The sequence below is a fragment of the Nocardia sp. NPDC051981 genome, from assembly GCF_040680715.1.
Classification (GTDB): Bacteria; Actinomycetota; Actinomycetes; order Mycobacteriales; family Mycobacteriaceae; genus Nocardia.
Map to the genome: position 1 here is coordinate 19,170 of NZ_JBFAXK010000020.1, position 16,658 is coordinate 35,827.

18 protein-coding genes are annotated in these 16,658 nt (G+C 69.3%); 2 read left to right on the forward strand and 16 right to left on the reverse strand.

Translation table 11 applies throughout. The features are described from left to right. Positions 1 to 159: 159 nt before the first annotated feature. From ccsB to hemL, 6 genes are all read right to left on the reverse strand, one after another. Positions 160 to 1,149 carry a c-type cytochrome biogenesis protein CcsB gene (gene ccsB / locus AB0L60_RS29120; RefSeq protein WP_364620131.1) on the reverse strand — a complete coding sequence of 330 codons (990 nt, stop codon included), beginning with the start codon at positions 1,147 to 1,149 and terminating at the stop codon, positions 160 to 162. Next, positions 1,149 to 2,768, reverse strand: a complete 1,620-nt coding sequence (locus tag AB0L60_RS29125) for a cytochrome c biogenesis protein ResB (protein ID WP_364620134.1) — start codon at positions 2,766 to 2,768, stop codon at positions 1,149 to 1,151. The genes ccsB and AB0L60_RS29125 overlap by 1 nt, the downstream gene beginning before the upstream one ends. Before the next feature lies 1 nt (position 2,769). Beyond that, positions 2,770 to 3,594 carry a cytochrome c biogenesis CcdA family protein gene (locus tag AB0L60_RS29130; protein ID WP_364620475.1) on the reverse strand — a complete coding sequence of 275 codons (825 nt, stop codon included), beginning with the start codon at positions 3,592 to 3,594 and terminating at the stop codon, positions 2,770 to 2,772. 5 nt (positions 3,595 to 3,599) lie between these two features. Further along, complete coding sequence (locus AB0L60_RS29135) at positions 3,600 to 4,235, reverse strand: TlpA disulfide reductase family protein (RefSeq protein ID WP_364620137.1); 636 nt, start codon at positions 4,233 to 4,235, stop codon at positions 3,600 to 3,602. Between the two features lie 70 nt (positions 4,236 to 4,305). Beyond that, entirely contained in the window at positions 4,306 to 4,986 is a 681-nt protein-coding gene (locus tag AB0L60_RS29140; RefSeq protein WP_364620478.1) for a histidine phosphatase family protein, read from the reverse strand. Positions 4,987 to 5,432: 446 nt separating this feature from the next. Further along, on the reverse strand, positions 5,433 to 6,770 hold the full coding sequence (gene hemL, locus AB0L60_RS29145; protein WP_364620140.1) for a glutamate-1-semialdehyde 2,1-aminomutase: 1,338 nt from the start codon (positions 6,768 to 6,770) through the stop codon (positions 5,433 to 5,435). 551 nt (positions 6,771 to 7,321) lie between these two features. On the opposite strand from hemL, the gene AB0L60_RS29150 reads away from it, so the two are divergent. Continuing rightward, positions 7,322 to 7,669: a hypothetical protein gene (locus AB0L60_RS29150; protein WP_364620143.1), complete on the forward strand. Its 348-nt coding sequence runs from the start codon at positions 7,322 to 7,324 to the stop codon at positions 7,667 to 7,669. A gap of 101 nt (positions 7,670 to 7,770) precedes the next feature. Here AB0L60_RS29150 and AB0L60_RS29155 read toward each other — a convergent pair whose 3' ends face one another. The 5 genes from AB0L60_RS29155 to hemB form a co-directional block, all read right to left on the reverse strand. Further along, complete coding sequence (locus AB0L60_RS29155; RefSeq protein WP_364620146.1) at positions 7,771 to 7,995, reverse strand: hypothetical protein; 225 nt, start codon at positions 7,993 to 7,995, stop codon at positions 7,771 to 7,773. A gap of 82 nt (positions 7,996 to 8,077) precedes the next feature. Beyond that, positions 8,078 to 8,317: a hypothetical protein gene (locus tag AB0L60_RS29160; RefSeq protein WP_364620148.1), complete on the reverse strand. Its 240-nt coding sequence runs from the start codon at positions 8,315 to 8,317 to the stop codon at positions 8,078 to 8,080. Beyond that, a complete protein-coding gene (locus AB0L60_RS29165) occupies positions 8,314 to 8,880 on the reverse strand; it encodes a hypothetical protein (RefSeq protein ID WP_364620151.1) in 567 nt (188 codons plus the stop codon). Before AB0L60_RS29165 ends, AB0L60_RS29160 begins: the two co-directional genes overlap by 4 nt. Before the next feature lie 277 nt (positions 8,881 to 9,157). After that, a complete protein-coding gene (locus tag AB0L60_RS29170) occupies positions 9,158 to 9,670 on the reverse strand; it encodes a hypothetical protein (RefSeq protein ID WP_364620153.1) in 513 nt (170 codons plus the stop codon). A gap of 22 nt (positions 9,671 to 9,692) precedes the next feature. Continuing rightward, a complete protein-coding gene (gene hemB, locus AB0L60_RS29175) occupies positions 9,693 to 10,670 on the reverse strand; it encodes a porphobilinogen synthase (protein ID WP_364620156.1) in 978 nt (325 codons plus the stop codon). Between the two features lie 208 nt (positions 10,671 to 10,878). Between hemB and AB0L60_RS29180 the strand changes: the two genes are divergently transcribed. Next, positions 10,879 to 11,199 (forward strand): hypothetical protein, encoded by a 321-nt coding sequence (locus tag AB0L60_RS29180; protein WP_354846878.1) that lies wholly within the window; start codon positions 10,879 to 10,881, stop codon positions 11,197 to 11,199. Positions 11,200 to 11,265: 66 nt separating this feature from the next. Here the strand turns inward: AB0L60_RS29180 and AB0L60_RS29185 are convergent, their stop codons facing one another. The 5 genes from AB0L60_RS29185 to AB0L60_RS29205 form a co-directional block, all read right to left on the reverse strand. Further along, a complete protein-coding gene (locus AB0L60_RS29185; protein ID WP_364620160.1) occupies positions 11,266 to 11,517 on the reverse strand; it encodes a hypothetical protein in 252 nt (83 codons plus the stop codon). Between the two features lie 185 nt (positions 11,518 to 11,702). Then, positions 11,703 to 13,265: a bifunctional uroporphyrinogen-III C-methyltransferase/uroporphyrinogen-III synthase gene (locus AB0L60_RS29190; protein WP_364620163.1), complete on the reverse strand. Its 1,563-nt coding sequence runs from the start codon at positions 13,263 to 13,265 to the stop codon at positions 11,703 to 11,705. Next, positions 13,262 to 14,326 (reverse strand): hydroxymethylbilane synthase, encoded by a 1,065-nt coding sequence (hemC, locus tag AB0L60_RS29195; protein ID WP_364620166.1) that lies wholly within the window; start codon positions 14,324 to 14,326, stop codon positions 13,262 to 13,264. The genes AB0L60_RS29190 and hemC overlap by 4 nt, the downstream gene beginning before the upstream one ends. Then, positions 14,323 to 15,711 (reverse strand): glutamyl-tRNA reductase, encoded by a 1,389-nt coding sequence (locus AB0L60_RS29200; protein WP_364620168.1) that lies wholly within the window; start codon positions 15,709 to 15,711, stop codon positions 14,323 to 14,325. Before AB0L60_RS29200 ends, hemC begins: the two co-directional genes overlap by 4 nt. Then, on the reverse strand, positions 15,708 to 16,472 hold the full coding sequence (locus tag AB0L60_RS29205) for a redox-sensing transcriptional repressor Rex (protein WP_364620171.1): 765 nt from the start codon (positions 16,470 to 16,472) through the stop codon (positions 15,708 to 15,710). The genes AB0L60_RS29200 and AB0L60_RS29205 overlap by 4 nt, the downstream gene beginning before the upstream one ends. Positions 16,473 to 16,658: the final 186 nt, after the last annotated feature.

Here is a 16,658-nt window from a genome sequence, read left to right on the forward strand (position 1 = left end):
CCCTTCACTAAAACTAGAACGTGTTCTAATCACGGTCGCTTAATACGGTACAGCCCCCGAGCACCGATCGGAAGCTCCCCAGAAAAGAAGAAGGCCCCGGCACTGAAACGTGCCGGGACCTTCCGAAACCCATTGGGCCAGTTCAGGAAGCCTGTCGGGTCAGTTCAGACCCGCATACGAGTGCAGACCGCTCACCACGATATTGATGATGAAGAGGTTGAACAGCATGGCCACGAAACCGGCGATGTTGATCCAGGCGGCCTTGGTGTCACGCCAGCCGGAGGTGGCACGGGCGTGCAGGTAGGCGGCGTAGAGGACCCAGGCGATGAAGGAGCAGGTCTCCTTGGGGTCCCAGCCCCAGAAGCGGCCCCACGCGGCCTCGGCCCAGATCGCGCCGAGGATGACGCCGGCGCCGAAGATCGGGAAGCCGATGATGGTGGTGCGATAGGCGAGCCGGTCCAGCAGCTGGGCATCGGGGAGGCGGCGGGCCAGCTGGCCGAAGATGGTGTCGGACTCCGCGCCCGCGGGCTGCCAGAGGCGGAACAGGAACAGCAGACTCGCGACACCGGAGACCAGGAAGACGCCCGAGCCGATCGACACCACGGTGACGTGCACCGGCAGCCAGTAGGACTTGAGGGCCGGGACCACGGGGGCCGCGTCCACGTGCAGCTTGGTGCCCGCCAGGAACAGCAGGATCAGCACCGGCACCAGCAGGAACGACCACATGCCGCGATAACGCTGGTCGCGCAGCAGGATCAGGCCGAGCAGCACGGCCGCGCCGGTGGCCATCGAGATGAACTCGAACATATTGCCCAGCGGGAAGCGGTGGGTCGCGAAGCCGCGCAGCACGATCGAGACCAGGTGCACGCCGAAGCCCACGAACAGCACCGCGAAGGCCATATTGCCCAGGCGCTCCGAGAAGGGACGCTCGCCCCCGCGCGGCTGCACCTTGCCGGGCACAGTGGCGGGCGGCTCGTCGACGATGCCGGAACCGCCTCCGGCCGTGACCAGCTGGCGGGCGGCGCCCGTCGGCACCGTGCGGGTGAGGGCGAACTGCCAGACCAGCATGATCCAGACCAGCGCGTAGATCACGATGGCCGACTTGAACGCGAGATCGCTGTAGGAGGCGATGTTCTCGTCGATCGGCATTACTTCTCTCCCGTCAGCAGCCGCTCGCGCAGGCGGTCGAACTCGCCGCCCCACCCGGCCTGGTCGGTGCGGGCCAATCCGCCCATTTCTACTACGGTACGTCGTACCCCGTCGGTTTCGGTACCCGGGTACACCCGCAACCAGATGCGACGACGCTTCACCAGCAGCGAGACCAGCAGGCCCGCCATCATGGTCAGCGCCGACACCAGTACCCACTGCTGCGCTGGATCGTGCGAAACCTGCAGGTTCACAAACTCTTCCGCGCCGTCGAAGGTGACCTTGGTGCCGTCGGACAGGGTCGCGGACTCACCCGGCTTCAGGTTCACCCGCTGCTCCTTCACCAGGCGGCCCTGCTTGATCATCTCCGGGTCCAGCGCGAACAGCGACTGCGCGCGGCCGGTGTCCAGGCCGGTATCACCCTGGTAGATGTCGATCGCCACCGCGGGATCCTTCATGGCCGGATACATGGAGGTCAGCAGCTGCCCGTGCATGAGCGCGGTCGGCGCGAACAGGCCCTGGATCGCCACCTGATGCTTGCGGCGCTCCTCCTCGTTCGGATACATGCCGCCCGGCGGATCGATGCGCAGCACACCCGAGGACAGGAAGGTGGTGGCGTCGTCCGGCTTCCACTGGATGGCCTCGGTGCGGGTCTGGCGGTTCGGGAAGGTCACCGTGAACTTGGGCGCGAAACCGTGGCCCTGCAGGTAGACCCGGTCGCCGGCGACCCGAAGCGGATGGTTCACCTGAATGGTGGTGTCCCGCCAGGTGTCGGAGTTCAGATCCTTACCGGTCTGGTACTGGATGTTCGAGGTGAACATGGACGCCTGGCCGTTCTGCAGGTAGTCGGCCCGGAAGTCCTTGACCCGCACACACATCGGCGTCAGGCCGGTGCCGTCGTTCACATTGCCCGCGCGGAACGAGTCGAATACCGCGGGCGAGGTGGTGCAGAAACCCGGGCCATCGTTGGCGAGCACGACCACATTGCCCTCGTAGCCGAACAGCTTGCCGACCGCGATCGCCGCCAGCAGACCCACCAACGCCAGGTGGAAGACCAGGTTTCCGAGCTCGCGGGTGTAGCCCTTCTCCGCCGAAAGAGTCAGTTCCCCTTCGCGATCGCCCGGCTGCACGACCGTGCGCCAGCCGCGCATCTGACCGCGAGCCCGCTCGATCACCTGCTCCGGGGTGGCCGCGTCGGTCCCCGACCAGTGATGCGGCAGGCGAGACAGGTTGCGCGGCGCCTTGACCGGCCGCGTCCGCAGCGCCCGGTAGTGGTCCACACAGCGCGGCAGGATGCAGCCCACCAGCGAAATGAACAGCAGCACATACACGGCCGTGAACCAGAAGCTGGAGAACACGTCGAACAGCTGCAGCCGGTCCATCCACGGGCCCAGGGTCGGCCGGTTGCGGATGTAGTCGTCGACCTTGCCCGCGTTCAGGCTGCGCTGCGGCAGCAGCGCGCCCGGGATGGCGGCCAGGGCCAGCAGGAACAGCAGCATCAGCGCGGTGCGCATGCTGGTCAGTCCGCGCCAGGTATTGCGCAGGACGCCGAGTACGTGCCGCGGCGGCGACTGACGCGGCGGACGGACGGGGGCGCTGGGGGTTTCGATGGTGGCAGTCATGTCAGATCGGCAGGGTCACATTCGAGACGAAGGCGTCGCGGACCCAGGAGACGAACTGGTCCCACGCCCCGGTCACCAGGGCGATGCCGACGGCCACCAACAGCAGGCCGCCCATCACCTGAATGGTGCGGGAATTGCGGCGCAACCAGCCGACGCCGCGCAGCGCGGTCGCCGAGCCGAAGGCCAGGATCACGAAGGGCAGGCCCAGGCCCAGGCAGTAGGCCACGATGAGGGCCACGCCGCGGACCGCGGTGGTGCCCTCGGTGCCCGCCGACACCGCCATCACGCCCGACAGCGTCGGACCCAGGCACGGTGTCCAGCCGAGCGCGAAGACCGCGCCCAGCAGCGGAGCCCCGATGAGGCCGCTGAGCCGGCGCGGCTCCATGCGGGTGTCGCGTTGCAGCGCCGGAATGAGACCGATGAACGCCAGGCCCATCACGATGGTCACCACGCCGCCGATGCGCTGCAGCAGATCACGATTGACGTTCAGCACCTGGATCGCGCCGAACACGGTCGCCGAGGCGAGCACGAACACCACGGTGAAGCCCGCCACGAACAGGCCCGCCGCACCCGCCACCCGCAGGCGCGCGGAATTGCGGCCCGCCACTGCGGTGCTGGTGGTCTTGGCCGATTCCACCGTCACCGGCGGGGCCTCCGCGCCCACCACACCGGCCAGGTACGACAGGTAGCCGGGCACCAGCGGCACCACGCACGGCGAGGCGAACGACACCAGACCCGCCAGCATGCACGCGCCCAGCGCCAGCAGCAGCGGTCCGGTGGCGGCGGTCTGCTGGAACGAATCCCCCACGCTCGCCAGGGAGGTCACATGGTTCACGCCTGCTCCTGCGCGAGCTTGTCCACCACCGGCTGCAGGTCCTCGGCCAGCAGGGCGCGCAGGAACACCGCCGCCACCCGGTGCTGCTTGTCCAGCACGATGGTGGTGGGAATGACGCTGGTGGGGAACTTGCCGCCGAGCGCGAGCAGGCTGCGCATGGACGGGTCGTAGATGGAGGGGTACCCGACCTTGTTGTCGGTCACGAAGTCCTGGGCCTTGTCCTTCTGGTTGTCGCGGACATTGATGCCCAGGAACGCGACACCCTTGTCCTTGCTCGCCTCGTAGACCTGTTCCAGCGCGGGCGCTTCCGCGCGGCACGGGCCACACCACTGGCCCCAGATATTGACGACCACGACCTTGCCGGGGAAATCGTCCACCGACGTGGTCTTGCCGTCGTGCAGCAGATCCGGGCCGGACAGCTTGCCGATGGTGCCGCGCGAGGACGGCGGATCGTAGAAGATCTCGGTCTTGCCGCCCGGGGAGACGAAGTCGAAGGTGCCGCCCTGGGCCACCGCGTCCTTGCCCGCCGTCGAACACCCGGCGAGCACGGCCACCACACTCACACCGGCCAGCAACGCCGCGCCCCGGCGCAGCGGGCGGCGGGCAGGCCGGGACGCGATGGCGCGGCTCATGCTGTGCCCTTTCGGCACGAGCGGGGGCCCTGCGTGGTTACGCAAGCCGCCTCCTCCGGGCCTGACCCGCTCATGCCCCGGTCACCTTGGGATCCGAGGCGCCCGCCGGCTCCGAGTAGACGATGTCGATCAAGGTATCGCCCCGGTAGACAAGCGAGGTCAGCGAGGCGAGCGAGCACTGGCGGTGCCGCGGGTCGTGCCACAGCCGCTGTCCCTGCAGGAAGCGGCGCAGCGTCCAGACCGGCAGCTGATGCGAGACCAGCACGGCCTCCCGGCCGGCGGCCTCCACCCGCGCCTTGTTCACCGCGGCCAGCATGCGGTGCGCGATCTGCAGGTACGGCTCACCCCAGGACGGCGTGAACGGATCGCGCAGCTTCCACCAGTGCCGGGGCTTGCGCAGCGCGCCGTCCCCCGCCGAGACCCGCAGCCCCTCGAAGGTATTGCCGGCCTCGATCAGATTGTCGTCGGTCCGGATCACCAGACCGTGGCCCGCCGCAATGGGGTCCGCGGTCTCCTGCGCCCGCTGCAGCGGCGACGCCACCACCAGCGCGATGTCATGATCCGCCAGCGACCGCGCCACGGCCTGCGCCTGCGCCCGTCCCGTCACCGACAGCTGGAACCCGGGCAACCGGCCGTACAGGATGCCCTTGGGATTGTGGACCTCGCCGTGCCGCATGACGTGCACGATCGTCTCGAGATCGCTCGCCACGTCACCCGGCAGGATCAACCCGCCCGTGGTGCCGGAGGCCATGTCGGCACCGGCGGCAGCCGTATCCGAATCGCTCGCGGCCGCGAATTCCGTGCCCGATTCACCCGCATCGGGGTCGATCTCGACCACGATCTCGGACGAGAACGACGCAACCGGTGCAGCGGATTCACCCGCATCGGAGTCATCCGGATCCGTTTCGGACTCGGCCGCAGCCTCGAACGCCGGCGTGGCGTCATCGGACGCGCTTTCGGCGGTGCGCTCGACCTCGGCTACATCGGCGCCGAGCTCATCGGCTACTGCGCCGGAATTGTCGGATTCTGTTGGGGCGGAAGCGGGCTCGGCCAGCGAGACGGCGATGTGTTCGCCGGTTTCGGCCAGTTCCTCTTCGGCCTGACGGATGGAGTCCAGGAGGCGGGTGGCCTCGGCGGCGGAGAGGGGAACCTCATGCTGGGTGGGTGCGGGTAGGCCGGAGTCGGGGTGGGCGGAGCTCACGCGGCGGATCCTTCGGGGGTGGCGGTCGCCGCGGCGCGCGCGGCGGCGGGGAGGGCGGCGGCGATGCGGTCGAACGCGTCCTCGTCGAGGGCGGCCGAGACGAACCAGGCTTCGAAGGCGCTCGGCGGCGCGTACACACCGGCATCCAGCAGCGCGTGGAAGAAGGCTGGGAAACGCCAGGTTTCGCTCGCCTTGGCGGCGGCGTAGTCGGTGACCGGGTTCTCGGCGAAGAACACGCTCACCATATTGCCCGCGAATTGCACCCGGTGCGGGACGCTCTCGGCGGTCAGCGCCTCTGTCATGAGCGCGCCCAGCCGCTCGGCGTTCTTGTTCAGCGTCGCGTACACCTGCTCGTCCGCGGCGCGCAGCGTGGCCAGACCCGCGGCCACCGCGACGGGGTTACCCGAGAGGGTGCCCGCCTGATAGACCGGACCGAGCGGTGCCAGGTGATTCATGATGTCGGCGCGCCCGCCGAACGCCGCGGCGGGCAGGCCACCGCTCATCACCTTGCCGAAGGTGTAGAGGTCACCCCCCACACCGTCGATGCCGAACCAGCCCGAGTGGCTCACCCGGAAACCGGTCATGACCTCGTCCATGATGAGCAGCGCGCCGTGCTCGGTGGTGAGCCGGCGCAGCCCCTCGTTGAATCCGGCCACCGGCGCGACCGCGCCCATATTGCCCGCCGCGGCCTCGGTGATGACGCACGCGATCTCACCCGGGTAGGCGGCGAACGCGGCGGCCACCGCATCGAGATCGTTGTAGGGCAGCACGAGGGTGTCGGCCGCCTGCGCACCGGTGACGCCCGGCGAGGTCGGCAGGCCCAGCGTGGCCACGCCCGATCCGGCGTCGGCCAGCAGCGCGTCGACATGTCCGTGGTAGCAGCCGCTGAACTTGATGATCTTGCCGCGCCCGGTGAAACCGCGCGCCAGCCGGACCGCGCTCATGGTGGCCTCGGTGCCGGAGTTCACCAGCCGCACCCGATCCACCGGAGCGACCCGGCCCGCGATGGCCTCGGCGAGCTCGATTTCCGCCTCGGTCGGCGCGCCGAAGGACAGCCCGCCGGTGGCCGCCCGCTGCACCGCCTCGACCACCGCCGGGTGCGCGTGCCCGAGAATCATCGGGCCCCACGAACACACCAGGTCCACGTAGTCGTTGCCGTCGGCGTCGGTCAGCGTGCAACCGCGCGCGGAGGCGATGAACCGCGGCGTGCCGCCCACGGAGTTGAACGCACGCACGGGCGAATTCACGCCACCCGGGATGACCGTTGCGGCGCGTTCGAAAAGTTGGGCTGAGACCGGGACCGACACCTGGCTCACACGCGGAGAAGAACTCACGGCACCCAGTCTCTCAGCCGCCTCTGCCCCCGTCGACGACAGGGTGTAGTCGAGTGGCCCTTCCCACAGCCAACCCGCCATCCTTTCACCCCGATACGAACACCGCATCCCGAAGGCGGCCCCGCCGCCCACCCCGGCGTCCGAGCCCTCGCTGCCGATACCGCCTCCCCCGAACTCCCCGAGGCATCGGCCGGACCATCGGGCGACCCGGCCGCGACGAGGGTGAACGGCCTGGTGCCGGGTCCGCGGGGGCGCGGCGCGACCGTCAACCGCTACCCGGCACCCGAATACCCATGGCGGTTCAACCGCGAGCTGCCCGACATCACATACCCGCGGGTGCCCTCCCAGCCCGTAGCCGCAGGCTTCCGAATCGCAGTGCGCGGACTCCGATGTGGGCTCACTGGGACGGTGGGGCAACACGCCGGAGTCCAGTTTCGTACAACGTTATTCGCTACACGTTTGCTGATGCGTAATGTCTTGATACAGGAGACGACTTGGGAGAGAGGGCGGGACGTATGCGGGTCGTTCGAATCGGGGTTGGGATCGTCGCGGTGACGGCCGGGCTCGCCGCCGGGGCCGGCGTCGCGGCAGCGGCGGAGCCGGTGGTGCAGATCGATCAGGGACGGGTGGGGGTGATGCTGTCCCACAGTGAGACCGCCGCGCTGGGCGATGGTCCTGTGCCCGCGGTGATCAGCATGGTCGTGCCGCTGAACCGGATGGGGGCGGGCCTGCGGCCCGACACCACCATCTACAAGGACGACAAAGGCGGCGTGCACGCCTCGCTCCGGCAGGTGATCGCGGAGGCCGCCGATCATCCCGACGGCAGCGTCGCGATCTTCCTCGATCTGCCGGGCAGCCGGAGCGGACGAGTGCTGGATATTTACCAGAACTGGGGCTGAGGCTTTCGCACCGCAGCAGCCGGCCGTCGCGTAAGCGGGGCTGACACCTTTTTCCGCAGCGGAGACGGCGGCGCGGTCCGCGGTCGCGCCGCCGCGACCCATTACGGGAGTGGAGTCCCCAGGCAGAACGCCGACCATCCGGTGGACAGCAGGCAATTCAGCTGGGGCGGTAGTAGGTCTTGCCAGGACAGCGCGACCGGGTGTGACCGGTAATCCGGGACGGCATCGACCGGAGCGGCGGTGGCCGGAGCCACCGCCGCGACGCCGACGACCCCCGTGGCCAGCACCGCGGTGGCGATGCGTTTCACGAGATCTGTGCGCTTCATGCCCATGATTCTCCGCGACCGCCCGGACGCCCCCAAGGCGAATCCTGACTTCGCACCCCCCGCGTCGCGTGTCGCGAAAAGCTCAGCGCGCGAGCCGAACCGCCCGCGCCACCACGTCGATCAACGCCAGCCCCGACATGATGGCCAGCACCGCGCACCCCGCCAGCCAGGGCCCGATGTACCGCGTCGCGGTGAACGCGGGCGCCTCACCCTGCGGCTTGAAGACAGTGGTCCGAATCCCGTTGTGCCAGCACCACACCGCCGCCACCACCAGCACCGGCACCAGCACGAATTCGGCGAATACGGTCAGCCATCGCGTCACAGCGCTTCCTTCCGCTCGTCGTCCGACCCGCGCTCGTCATCGGTTCCAGGCTCGTCATCGGTGCCGGGGTCGCCATCGGTACCGCGCGTCCGCTCCAGCGCGGCTGCCAGCTCGGCGCGCAGCGTGACGTGATCCCGCGCCCACGCCTGCACCAGCCGCCCGTCGGTCAGCTTCAGCCCGATTCCCTTGCGCCGCCGCGGTACTCCCGTCAGCTCGCCCAGCGCCCGCGCCGACTGCCAGTCCTCATACTCCCAGGACTCCTCGTCCTCCTCCGGCAGCACCTCGGCGATGTCGCGCAGCGGCACCACCTCCGTGCCCTCGCGCAGTTGCGCCGGCGTCAGCTCGACACTGATGTGCCGCTTGCCCGCCACCACCTGCAACCACACGAATCCGGCCAGCAGCACCGCGCAGAAAACCAGCCCGAACCAGTGGATGGCGCCGCCCCGGATCAGCTCGATGACCAGGATGATCGCGCACAGCGCGGGTCCGTAGGCGATGGTCCGCCAGCGCGCACCGGGCTCGGAGAACAGCATGGCCCCGGGGGTGTTGATGGCCTCACTCATAGGTCGAGCGTAAAGATCGTGGATTCGCTCAGCGGGCCAGGCCCGGAATCAACAGCACGGCGAGGGTGAGCAGCCCGAACAGAAACAGCAGACTCAGCACCAGCACATCGCGCCGCAGGCTGTGCGGCTGCTGGATCACCACTCGCATCGTTGCCTCCGCCTTCCCGGAGCCGAACGCGCCATAACACAACGTATGACGACCGGCACCCGGTTCCCGAATTCTCTGTGACTGCCCTCACCATACCCGCTAGTACGCTTGTCACAAACTCAGGCGTACCTACTGCGGTCCGGGACGGAAGAAGGCCTCGGATTCGCTTCGATAGCACAGGAATACGGCCCCGCCCGCCAGCACGGCCGCCACGATTCCGGCCCCGCCGGCGACCAGCGCGGCCGCACCCTCCTTGGCCCCGATGCCGAACAGCGTGCCCGCCGCGCCGAGCACCAGGAAGACACCGAACCCGGTGAGAAGCGCTCGCGCCCAGGCCTTTCCGCGTCCCAGCTGGTACACCACGGCCACTCCGGCGCCGGTGAGCACCAGCCAGAAGACGCCGACCAGGATGAACACGATCGCCATCCAGCCCTGCACCTGTGCCAGCGTCACGGCTGGCTGCTGCTCCTTGACCTGGTCGAACATCTGCTGCGCCAGATCCTGCCGCTGCCCGAACTGCGTCACCAGCGAGGCGATCAACTGCACCAGCCCGACAGCGAGTGTGGCGTACCAGAGTTGGCAGGCGGTGCGCACGTCTTCCGGAGCCGGGCGCGAAACACCCGGCGGGACCATCGGATTCACGATCGGAACTACTCGGTCACGCTCACGACAGCCAGTGCGCGGCCTCGGTGGCCCAGTAGGTCAGCACCATGTCCGCGCCCGCGCGCCGGATGCTGAGCAGCGACTCCAGCACCGCGCCCTTGCGATCGATCCAGCCGTGCTGGGCGGCCGCGGTGATCATGGCGTACTCACCGGAGATCTGATAGGCCGCCACCGGCACGGTGGAGCGGTCCGCGACCTCGCGCAGAATGTCCAGATACGACATGGCGGGCTTCACCATGACGATGTCCGCGCCCTCGAGCAGATCCAGCTCCAGCTCACGAATTGCCTCGCGGCGGTTCGCCGCATCCTGCTGATAGGTGCGCCGATCCCCCTGCAGCGAGGAGCCGACAGCCTCCCGGAAGGGACCGTAGAAGGCCGAGGCGTACTTGGCCGCGTAGGCGAGGATGCCGGTGTCGGAGTACCCGGCGTCGTCCAGGCCCGCACGGATCGCGGCCACCTGGCCATCCATCATGCCGCTGGTGCCGAGCAGGTCCGCGCCGGTTTCGGCCTGCGCCAACGCCATTTCGACGTAGCGGGTCAGGGTGGCGTCGTTGTCGACCGCGCCGCTGTCGTCGAGCACACCGCAGTGGCCGTGGTCGGTGAACTCGTCGAGGCAGGTGTCGGCCATGACCACGGTCGATCCGCCGACCTCGTGCACCAGCGCGCGCAGGCCGCGGTTCAGGATCCCGTCCGGATCGCTGGCGGCACTCCCCTGCGCGTCCTTGTCCTCCGGCTTGGGCACGCCGAACAGCATGAGCCCGCCCACGCCGGCGGCCACCGCCTCCACGGCCGCCTTGCGCAGCGAGTCCATCGAGTGCTGGAAAACGCCTGGCATGGAGGAGATCTCGTGCGGTTCGCCGATCCCGTCGGCGACGAACATGGGCAGAATCAGATGCCGCGGCTCCAGGCTGGTCTCGGCGACGAGCCGACGCATGGCGGGAGTGCGGCGCAACCGCCGAGGGCGGTCCATTCCGGTCATGTTCGCATGATATGCCCGCCCCTGGACCCGGGTGCGCGCGCCTCCGCGGCCGGGCCGCGCCGCGCCGTCACGGTCATCGGGTCGCATCGCCAAAGTCATTGTGAGCAGCGGAGTTTGTCGGTGGGGACGGGTAGAATCGAAGATGTGTTCGAAGGAGTCGCGCCGCCGATGTGGGGTGCGGATCCGGATCGCGACGGGAGGAATGGTCGTGCTCGCAGCTGTTACCAGCATGTCCGACAAGGTGAACAGGGCCGGCGAAGTGCCGAAGAAGGGGGACGTGATCGATCACGCGTGGCGGCCGCTGTCCAAACAGCCGCTGCCCGCGGGGCGGCCGCGGTCATGGTACATCTCGCACAATCGCAGGCTGAAGGCCATGCGGCTGGCCATCGCGCTACTGGACTCCGGATCCTTCAGCCCGGATCAGGCGACCAATGAAAACATCCGCCACACAGCGGAAGTCATCGGCGTGCACCGGCCCTCGGACGCCACCTGCCGCATGGTCCGCCGCCTGATGGCAGCGCAACGCTGACCACGGTGGAGGCTCTCCGAGGCCGCGCAAGAGACGTCGGAGAACCTCCACCGCGCACGGCGGCCGCTAGGAGACCAGGCAGCCGGTGCCGGTGGTGCCCGGGGTGCCCGAGCCGGCGGTCAGGCACTTCAGCAGGAATTGCAGCGTGTTCACGGCCGCGCTACCGGAGCTGGTGGCATCGATCGGTGTGACCACGGTGGTCTGTACCGCGGCCGGGGCCTGCTCCAGCGGTACGGGCGCCGCCGACGCCGCGGCCGGAGACAGCACCGCGAGGGCAATCCCTGACATCGCGATCAGGCCGACTACCGTGCGCTTCATAGGCGTTCACCCTTCGAAGATCGAATGCTGAACGCAGCGTATGCATTTCGGGTCGAAATGAAACGCCAGCATTTTCATGGGCATCCGCCCAGCGAACGGGAAATGCCACGGGCCCCGCATCATTGGATGCGGGGCCCGGTTCCGGCCGGCGAACACGGCGATACCGCCGGGCCCGGCCGCGAGCGTCAGCGGCTGCGGCGGCTCTTCTTGCGGGGCGGGGGCAGCAGGCCCTCGGCGCGCAGGTGGGCGGCGTGCTCGGCGAGCGCCTCGACGAGCGGGCCGACCTGGGCGATCTCGGGCTGCACGTCCACGCGCAGGCCGAATTCGATTGCGGTCTCGGCCGTCTTGGGGCCGATGCAGGCCACGATGGTGCGGGCGTGCGGCTTGCCGGCGATGCCGACCAGGTTCCTGACGGTGGAGGAAGAGGTGAACAGCACCGCGTCGAAACCGCCGGTCTTGATCATCTCGCGGGTCTCCGCGGGCGGCGGCGACGCCCGCACGGTGCGGTAGGCGGTGACGTCGTCGATCTCCCAGCCGCGGTCGCGCAGGCCCTCGGCGAGGGTCTCGGTGGCGATGTCCGCGCGCGGCAGCAGCACCCGGTTGACCGGGTCGAAAACGTCGTCGTAGGGCGGGAAGTCGGCCAGCAGGCCCTCGGAGGACTGCTCCCCGCTGGGCACCAGCTCCGGGTTGATGCCGAAGGAGCGCACCTTCTCCGCGGTGGCCTCACCGACGCAGGCGATCTTCACGCCGCTGAAAGCGCGGGCGTCCAGGCCGAATTCGCCGAACTTCTCCCACACCGCGCGCACCGCGTTGGTGGAGGTGAACACCACCCACTGGTAGCGGCCGTCGACCAGACCCTTGACCGCGCGCTCCATCTGCGCCGGACTGCGCGGCGGCTCGACCGCGATGGTCGGCACCTCCATCGGGATGGCCCCGTGCATGACGAGCTTCTCGCTCATCTCACCGGCCTGCTCCTTGGTGCGCGGCACCAGCACGGTCCAGCCGTACAGGGCCCGCGACTCCCACCAGGAGGTCTTGGCGCGCTTCTCCACCGCCTTGCCGACCGTGACCACCAGCGGGCCGACCAGTTCGGAGGCGGCATTGTTCAGCGTCGCCAGCGTGGCGTCGATGGTGCGCTGCTGCCGGGTGGTGCCGCGCACGGTCACCGCGACCGGGGTCTGCGGCGCCATGCCGTGCTCCACCAGCGCCGACGCGGTCTCGGCCAGGTGCCCGGAGGTGGCGTGCAGCACCAGTGGGCCCGGCGCGGCCGCCACGGCCGCCCAGTCCACCTCGCCGCGCACATCCACCTCGGTGTGGCTGGAACCGATTTCGATGCCCGCGTAGGCGGGGACGGTGGTGCCGGCCGAAAGACCCGGCAGCACCTCGAAGTTCAGGTGCGAGCGGGTGACGGCGTTGATCTCCTGGATGACCGAATCGGTGGTCATCGGGTCGCCGGAGACCAGGCGCACCACGTCGGAACCATTGCGCGCCTCGGCGATCAGCGTCTTGGCCACCTCGGCGGCGTCACCGAGCGCGGGACGCACGTCGACGGGACGGGTCCCGTCGGGGTTCTCCTCGACCGCGGCGCCGATCAGGGCGAGCACGCCCTTGTCGACATCGGGATCGGTGAACGCCAGCGTCGCCCGGCCGAGCACCTCGCGGGCGCGCACGGTGAGCAGCGCCGGGTCACCAGGCCCGGACCCCACGAAAAGGATCCGACCGGGATTCTTCTTCGTCACTCGGCTCATCGTTGGTTCTCCATTGGGCTGGGATTGCTGTCGTCGGTGAGCTCAGCGGGCTCCGCTGTGACGCTGAGCAGGTCGCGCGCCCCCAGCTCCAAGAGCTCGCGCGCCAGTGCTCGACCCAGGTCCGCGGCATCCGCGACCGAGCCGACCACTGAAGCCCGGATCACATCCGAGCCGTCGATCGCCGCCGCGCAAGCGCGCAGCGACAACTCCTCCACCACCCGGCCGGCGTCGTCGAGCGATTCGACGACCTCGGCCAGCGCACCGATCGGTGCGGTACAGCCGGCCTCCAGTTCGGCCAGCAATGCCCGCTCCGCGGTGATCGCGGCACGGGTGCCGAGATCGTCGAGAGCCGACAGGATGGTCACGAGTTCGGTATCGGCGCTACGGCATTCGACCGCCAGCGCGCCCTGCGCCGGAGCCGGCAGCATCTGCACCGGTTCGAGCGATTCGGTGACGGCGTCGAGGCGGTCGATGCGGGCCAGCCCGGCCCGCGCCACCACGACGGCATCCAATTCACCGGAAGTCACTTTGGAGATGCGGGTGTCGAGATTGCCGCGTAACGGCACGATCTCGATGCCGAGGCCCAGCGCCTTCAACTGCGCGGACCGGCGCGGCGCGGAGGTGCCGACCTTCGCGCCCGCGGGCAGCTCACCGAGCACCAGACCGTCGCGCGCCACCAGCGCGTCGCGCGGATCCTGGCGGGCCGGGATGGCCGCGATGTCGAAGCGCGGATCCTGCGCGGTCGGCAGGTCCTTGTAGGAGTGCACCGCGATGTCGACCGTGCCCGCGGCCAATTCCTCGCGCAGCGCCGCGGTGAAGACACCCACCCCGATCTGCTGCACCGGATCGGTGGCGTTCTGGTCACCGGCGGTCTTCACGATGACCAGCTCGGCCTGCTGGCCGTTGGCGATCAGGGCGTCGCGCACATGCCCGGCCTGGGTCAGGGCCAGCAGACTGCCGCGGGTACCGATGCGCCAGGGCGCCTCGACGGTTCCGCGGCCAACGATCCGCTCCGTGGAGGGGACGGTTGTCTCGTTCTCGTGCACCATTGCTCCGGTCATGCGGTGTGCCCCTGTTCGTCGCCCGGGTGAGCGGCGGTGAAATCGTCGGCCAGTTCGCCCTGCAGGGCGGAGATCTCCATCGGCGCGGCAACCGCTTGTGCCGCACCGGGTTTCAGTTCGAAAAGCTCGCGCAGCGCCTCGGCGTAGCTGTCGCCGCCGGGCGTGGACGCCAGCTGTTTGACCCGCACCGTCGGTGCGTGCAGCAGCTTGTCGACCACCCGTCGCACGGTACGGGCCACCTCGTCGCGTTCGGTGGATTCGAGTCCCGGTAGTCGGGAATCCAGCCGGAGCAGCTCGGCCTCGACCACGTCGGCGGCCATCTGGCGCAGCGCGGCCACGGTCGGGGTGACCTCGGCCATGCGCTGTCCGGCAAGGTATTTCGCGAGTTCGTCGGCGACGATGGTGCGCGCGGCGGCGGTGTCGTCGGCGGCCGCGCCGGCCGACGGATCGCGCTGCAGCGTCTCCATGTCGATGACGGTCACACCCGGCAGCCCGGCCACCGCGTGGTCCACATCGCGGGGCAGGCCCAGATCACAGATGACCAGCTCCTCCGAGCCGGTCTTGGCGGCCAGCGCGCGATGCACATCCGCCAGCGTCACCACGGCGCCGACCGCGCCGGTACAGGTGACCACCACATCGGCGGCGGCCATCGCCTCGGCCAGCCGGTCCATCTCGATGGCCTCGGCCGGCACGCCGTGCATGGTGGTGGCCGTATTGGCCAGGCGCTGCGCCTTTTCCAGCGTCCGGTTCACCACCAGGATCTGCGCCGCCCCGCCGCGCGCCAACTGCGCCACCGCGAGCCCGCCCATGGCGCCCGCACCCAGCACCAGCGCGGTGCGGCCCGCCAGCGGACCCAGCACCATGCGCGCCCGATCCAGCGCCACCGACACCACCGACGCGCCCGCGCGGTCGATCCCGGTCTCGGAATGCACCCGCTTGCCCACCCGCAGCGCGTGCTGGGCCAGCTCGTGCAGGGTGCGCCCGGCGGCCTGCTGCGCGTCGGAGGCGGCGTAGGCGGCGCGGATCTGGCTCAGCACCTGCTGCTCGCCGACCACCATGGAGTCCAGGCCCGAGGCCACCGCGAACAGATGCTCGGCCGCGGCCTCCGCGTAGCGCACGTACGCGTGCTTGGTGAGCTCCGGCAGCGGCAGACCCGAATGCTTGGTGAGCAATTCGCCGATCTCGCCCAGCGCCGGGTGGAAGGCGTCGACGACCGCGTAGACCTCGATGCGGTTGCAGGTGGAGACGATCATCGCCTCGGAGACGTGGCTGGAGGCCAGCATCTTGTCGGTCAGCTTGGGCCGGTCGGTCTCCGTGATGGCGATCTTCTCGAGCACCGACACCGGTGCGCTGCGATGCGAGATCCCGACGAGAAGCACACTCATGGCTGGACCACCGCTCCCTTGCTGGTTGTCATCGGTACCCGGGGCATCAGGCTCCCGGCGGCCGCGCTCATCGCTTCCTCTGCGGCCGATTCCGCGCTGCGGGCCCGCTCGAACGACAGCAATTGCATCTCCACCGCGAGATCGACGCGCCGCACCTCGACGGTGGCGGGGGCCTCGAGCGCCAGGGCGGAGAAGCTCAGAATGCACTGCATGCCGGCCTCGACCAGCAGATCGCAGACGCCCTGCGCGGCCGCGTCCGGCACCGCGATGACGGCGATGGTGGGCTCCAGAGTGTCCATGGCGTCGGCCAATTCAGCGACATCGCGAACGACCAGTCCGCACACCGTCGTGCCGATCACCGCCGGATCGTTGTCGAAAAGCCCGACCATGGCGAACCCGCGGCGGCGGAAACCGCCGTAGCCGACCAGCGCCCGGCCCAGATGACCGGCTCCGACCAGCACCACCCGGTGCCCCTCGGACAGGCCGAGCACATCCTCGATGCGGTCGCGCAGCTTGATCACGTCATAGCCCACGCCGCGAACACCGTTGGGTCCCAGGAAGGAAAGATCCTTGCGCAACTTCGCCGAACCGACACCCGCCGCGACAGCCAGTTCCTCACTCGATACGATGGCTACACCGTCGTCGGCGAGTACGGCGAGCACGCGGAGATAAGTGGCCAGCCGGGCCACCGTGGCCTGCGGGATGTCCTTCTGCAGAGCCTTGGAGACGCCAGTCGGCGGCGTCTCGTGCTGCTCTGTCACGTCGCTTGCGCTCCTCGTCCGGCCGGGGGTGAGTGTCCGGGTTCTTTTGTCGACCCGACGCCGGGAGACCGTCGCGGTCCTTGCAGGCGAGGTCGAGTCAGGTTCAGGGGGTCGCTTCCGCTGCCCGAGAAGGCGGGTTGCGTGCCACCACCGTAACCGCTTGTGAAGCCCTGCACAAAGTCGGTG

Bases quoted from the DNA above. Each gene is read 5' to 3' on its own strand.
- AB0L60_RS29185 (WP_364620160.1), bottom strand. From the start codon at position 11,517: ATGAAGCGCACGGTAGTCGGCCTGATCGCGATGTCAGGGATTGCCCTC.
- AB0L60_RS29135 (WP_364620137.1), bottom strand. From the start codon at position 4,235: ATGAGCCGCGCCATCGCGTCCCGGCCTGCCCGCCGCCCGCTGCGCCGG.
- hemC (WP_364620166.1), bottom strand. From the start codon at position 14,326: ATGACCGGAGCAATGGTGCACGAGAACGAGACAACCGTCCCCTCCACG.
- ccsB (WP_364620131.1), bottom strand. From the start codon at position 1,149: ATGCCGATCGACGAGAACATCGCCTCCTACAGCGATCTCGCGTTCAAG.
- AB0L60_RS29190 (WP_364620163.1), bottom strand. From the start codon at position 13,265: ATGAGCCGAGTGACGAAGAAGAATCCCGGTCGGATCCTTTTCGTGGGG.
- AB0L60_RS29140 (WP_364620478.1), bottom strand. From the start codon at position 4,986: ATGGCCTCCGGCACCACGGGCGGGTTGATCCTGCCGGGTGACGTGGCG.
- hemB (WP_364620156.1), bottom strand. From the start codon at position 10,670: ATGACCGGAATGGACCGCCCTCGGCGGTTGCGCCGCACTCCCGCCATG.
- AB0L60_RS29200 (WP_364620168.1), bottom strand. From the start codon at position 15,711: ATGAGTGTGCTTCTCGTCGGGATCTCGCATCGCAGCGCACCGGTGTCG.
- AB0L60_RS29165 (WP_364620151.1), bottom strand. From the start codon at position 8,880: ATGAGTGAGGCCATCAACACCCCCGGGGCCATGCTGTTCTCCGAGCCC.
- AB0L60_RS29155 (WP_364620146.1), bottom strand. From the start codon at position 7,995: ATGAAGCGCACAGATCTCGTGAAACGCATCGCCACCGCGGTGCTGGCC.
- AB0L60_RS29125 (WP_364620134.1), bottom strand. From the start codon at position 2,768: ATGACTGCCACCATCGAAACCCCCAGCGCCCCCGTCCGTCCGCCGCGT.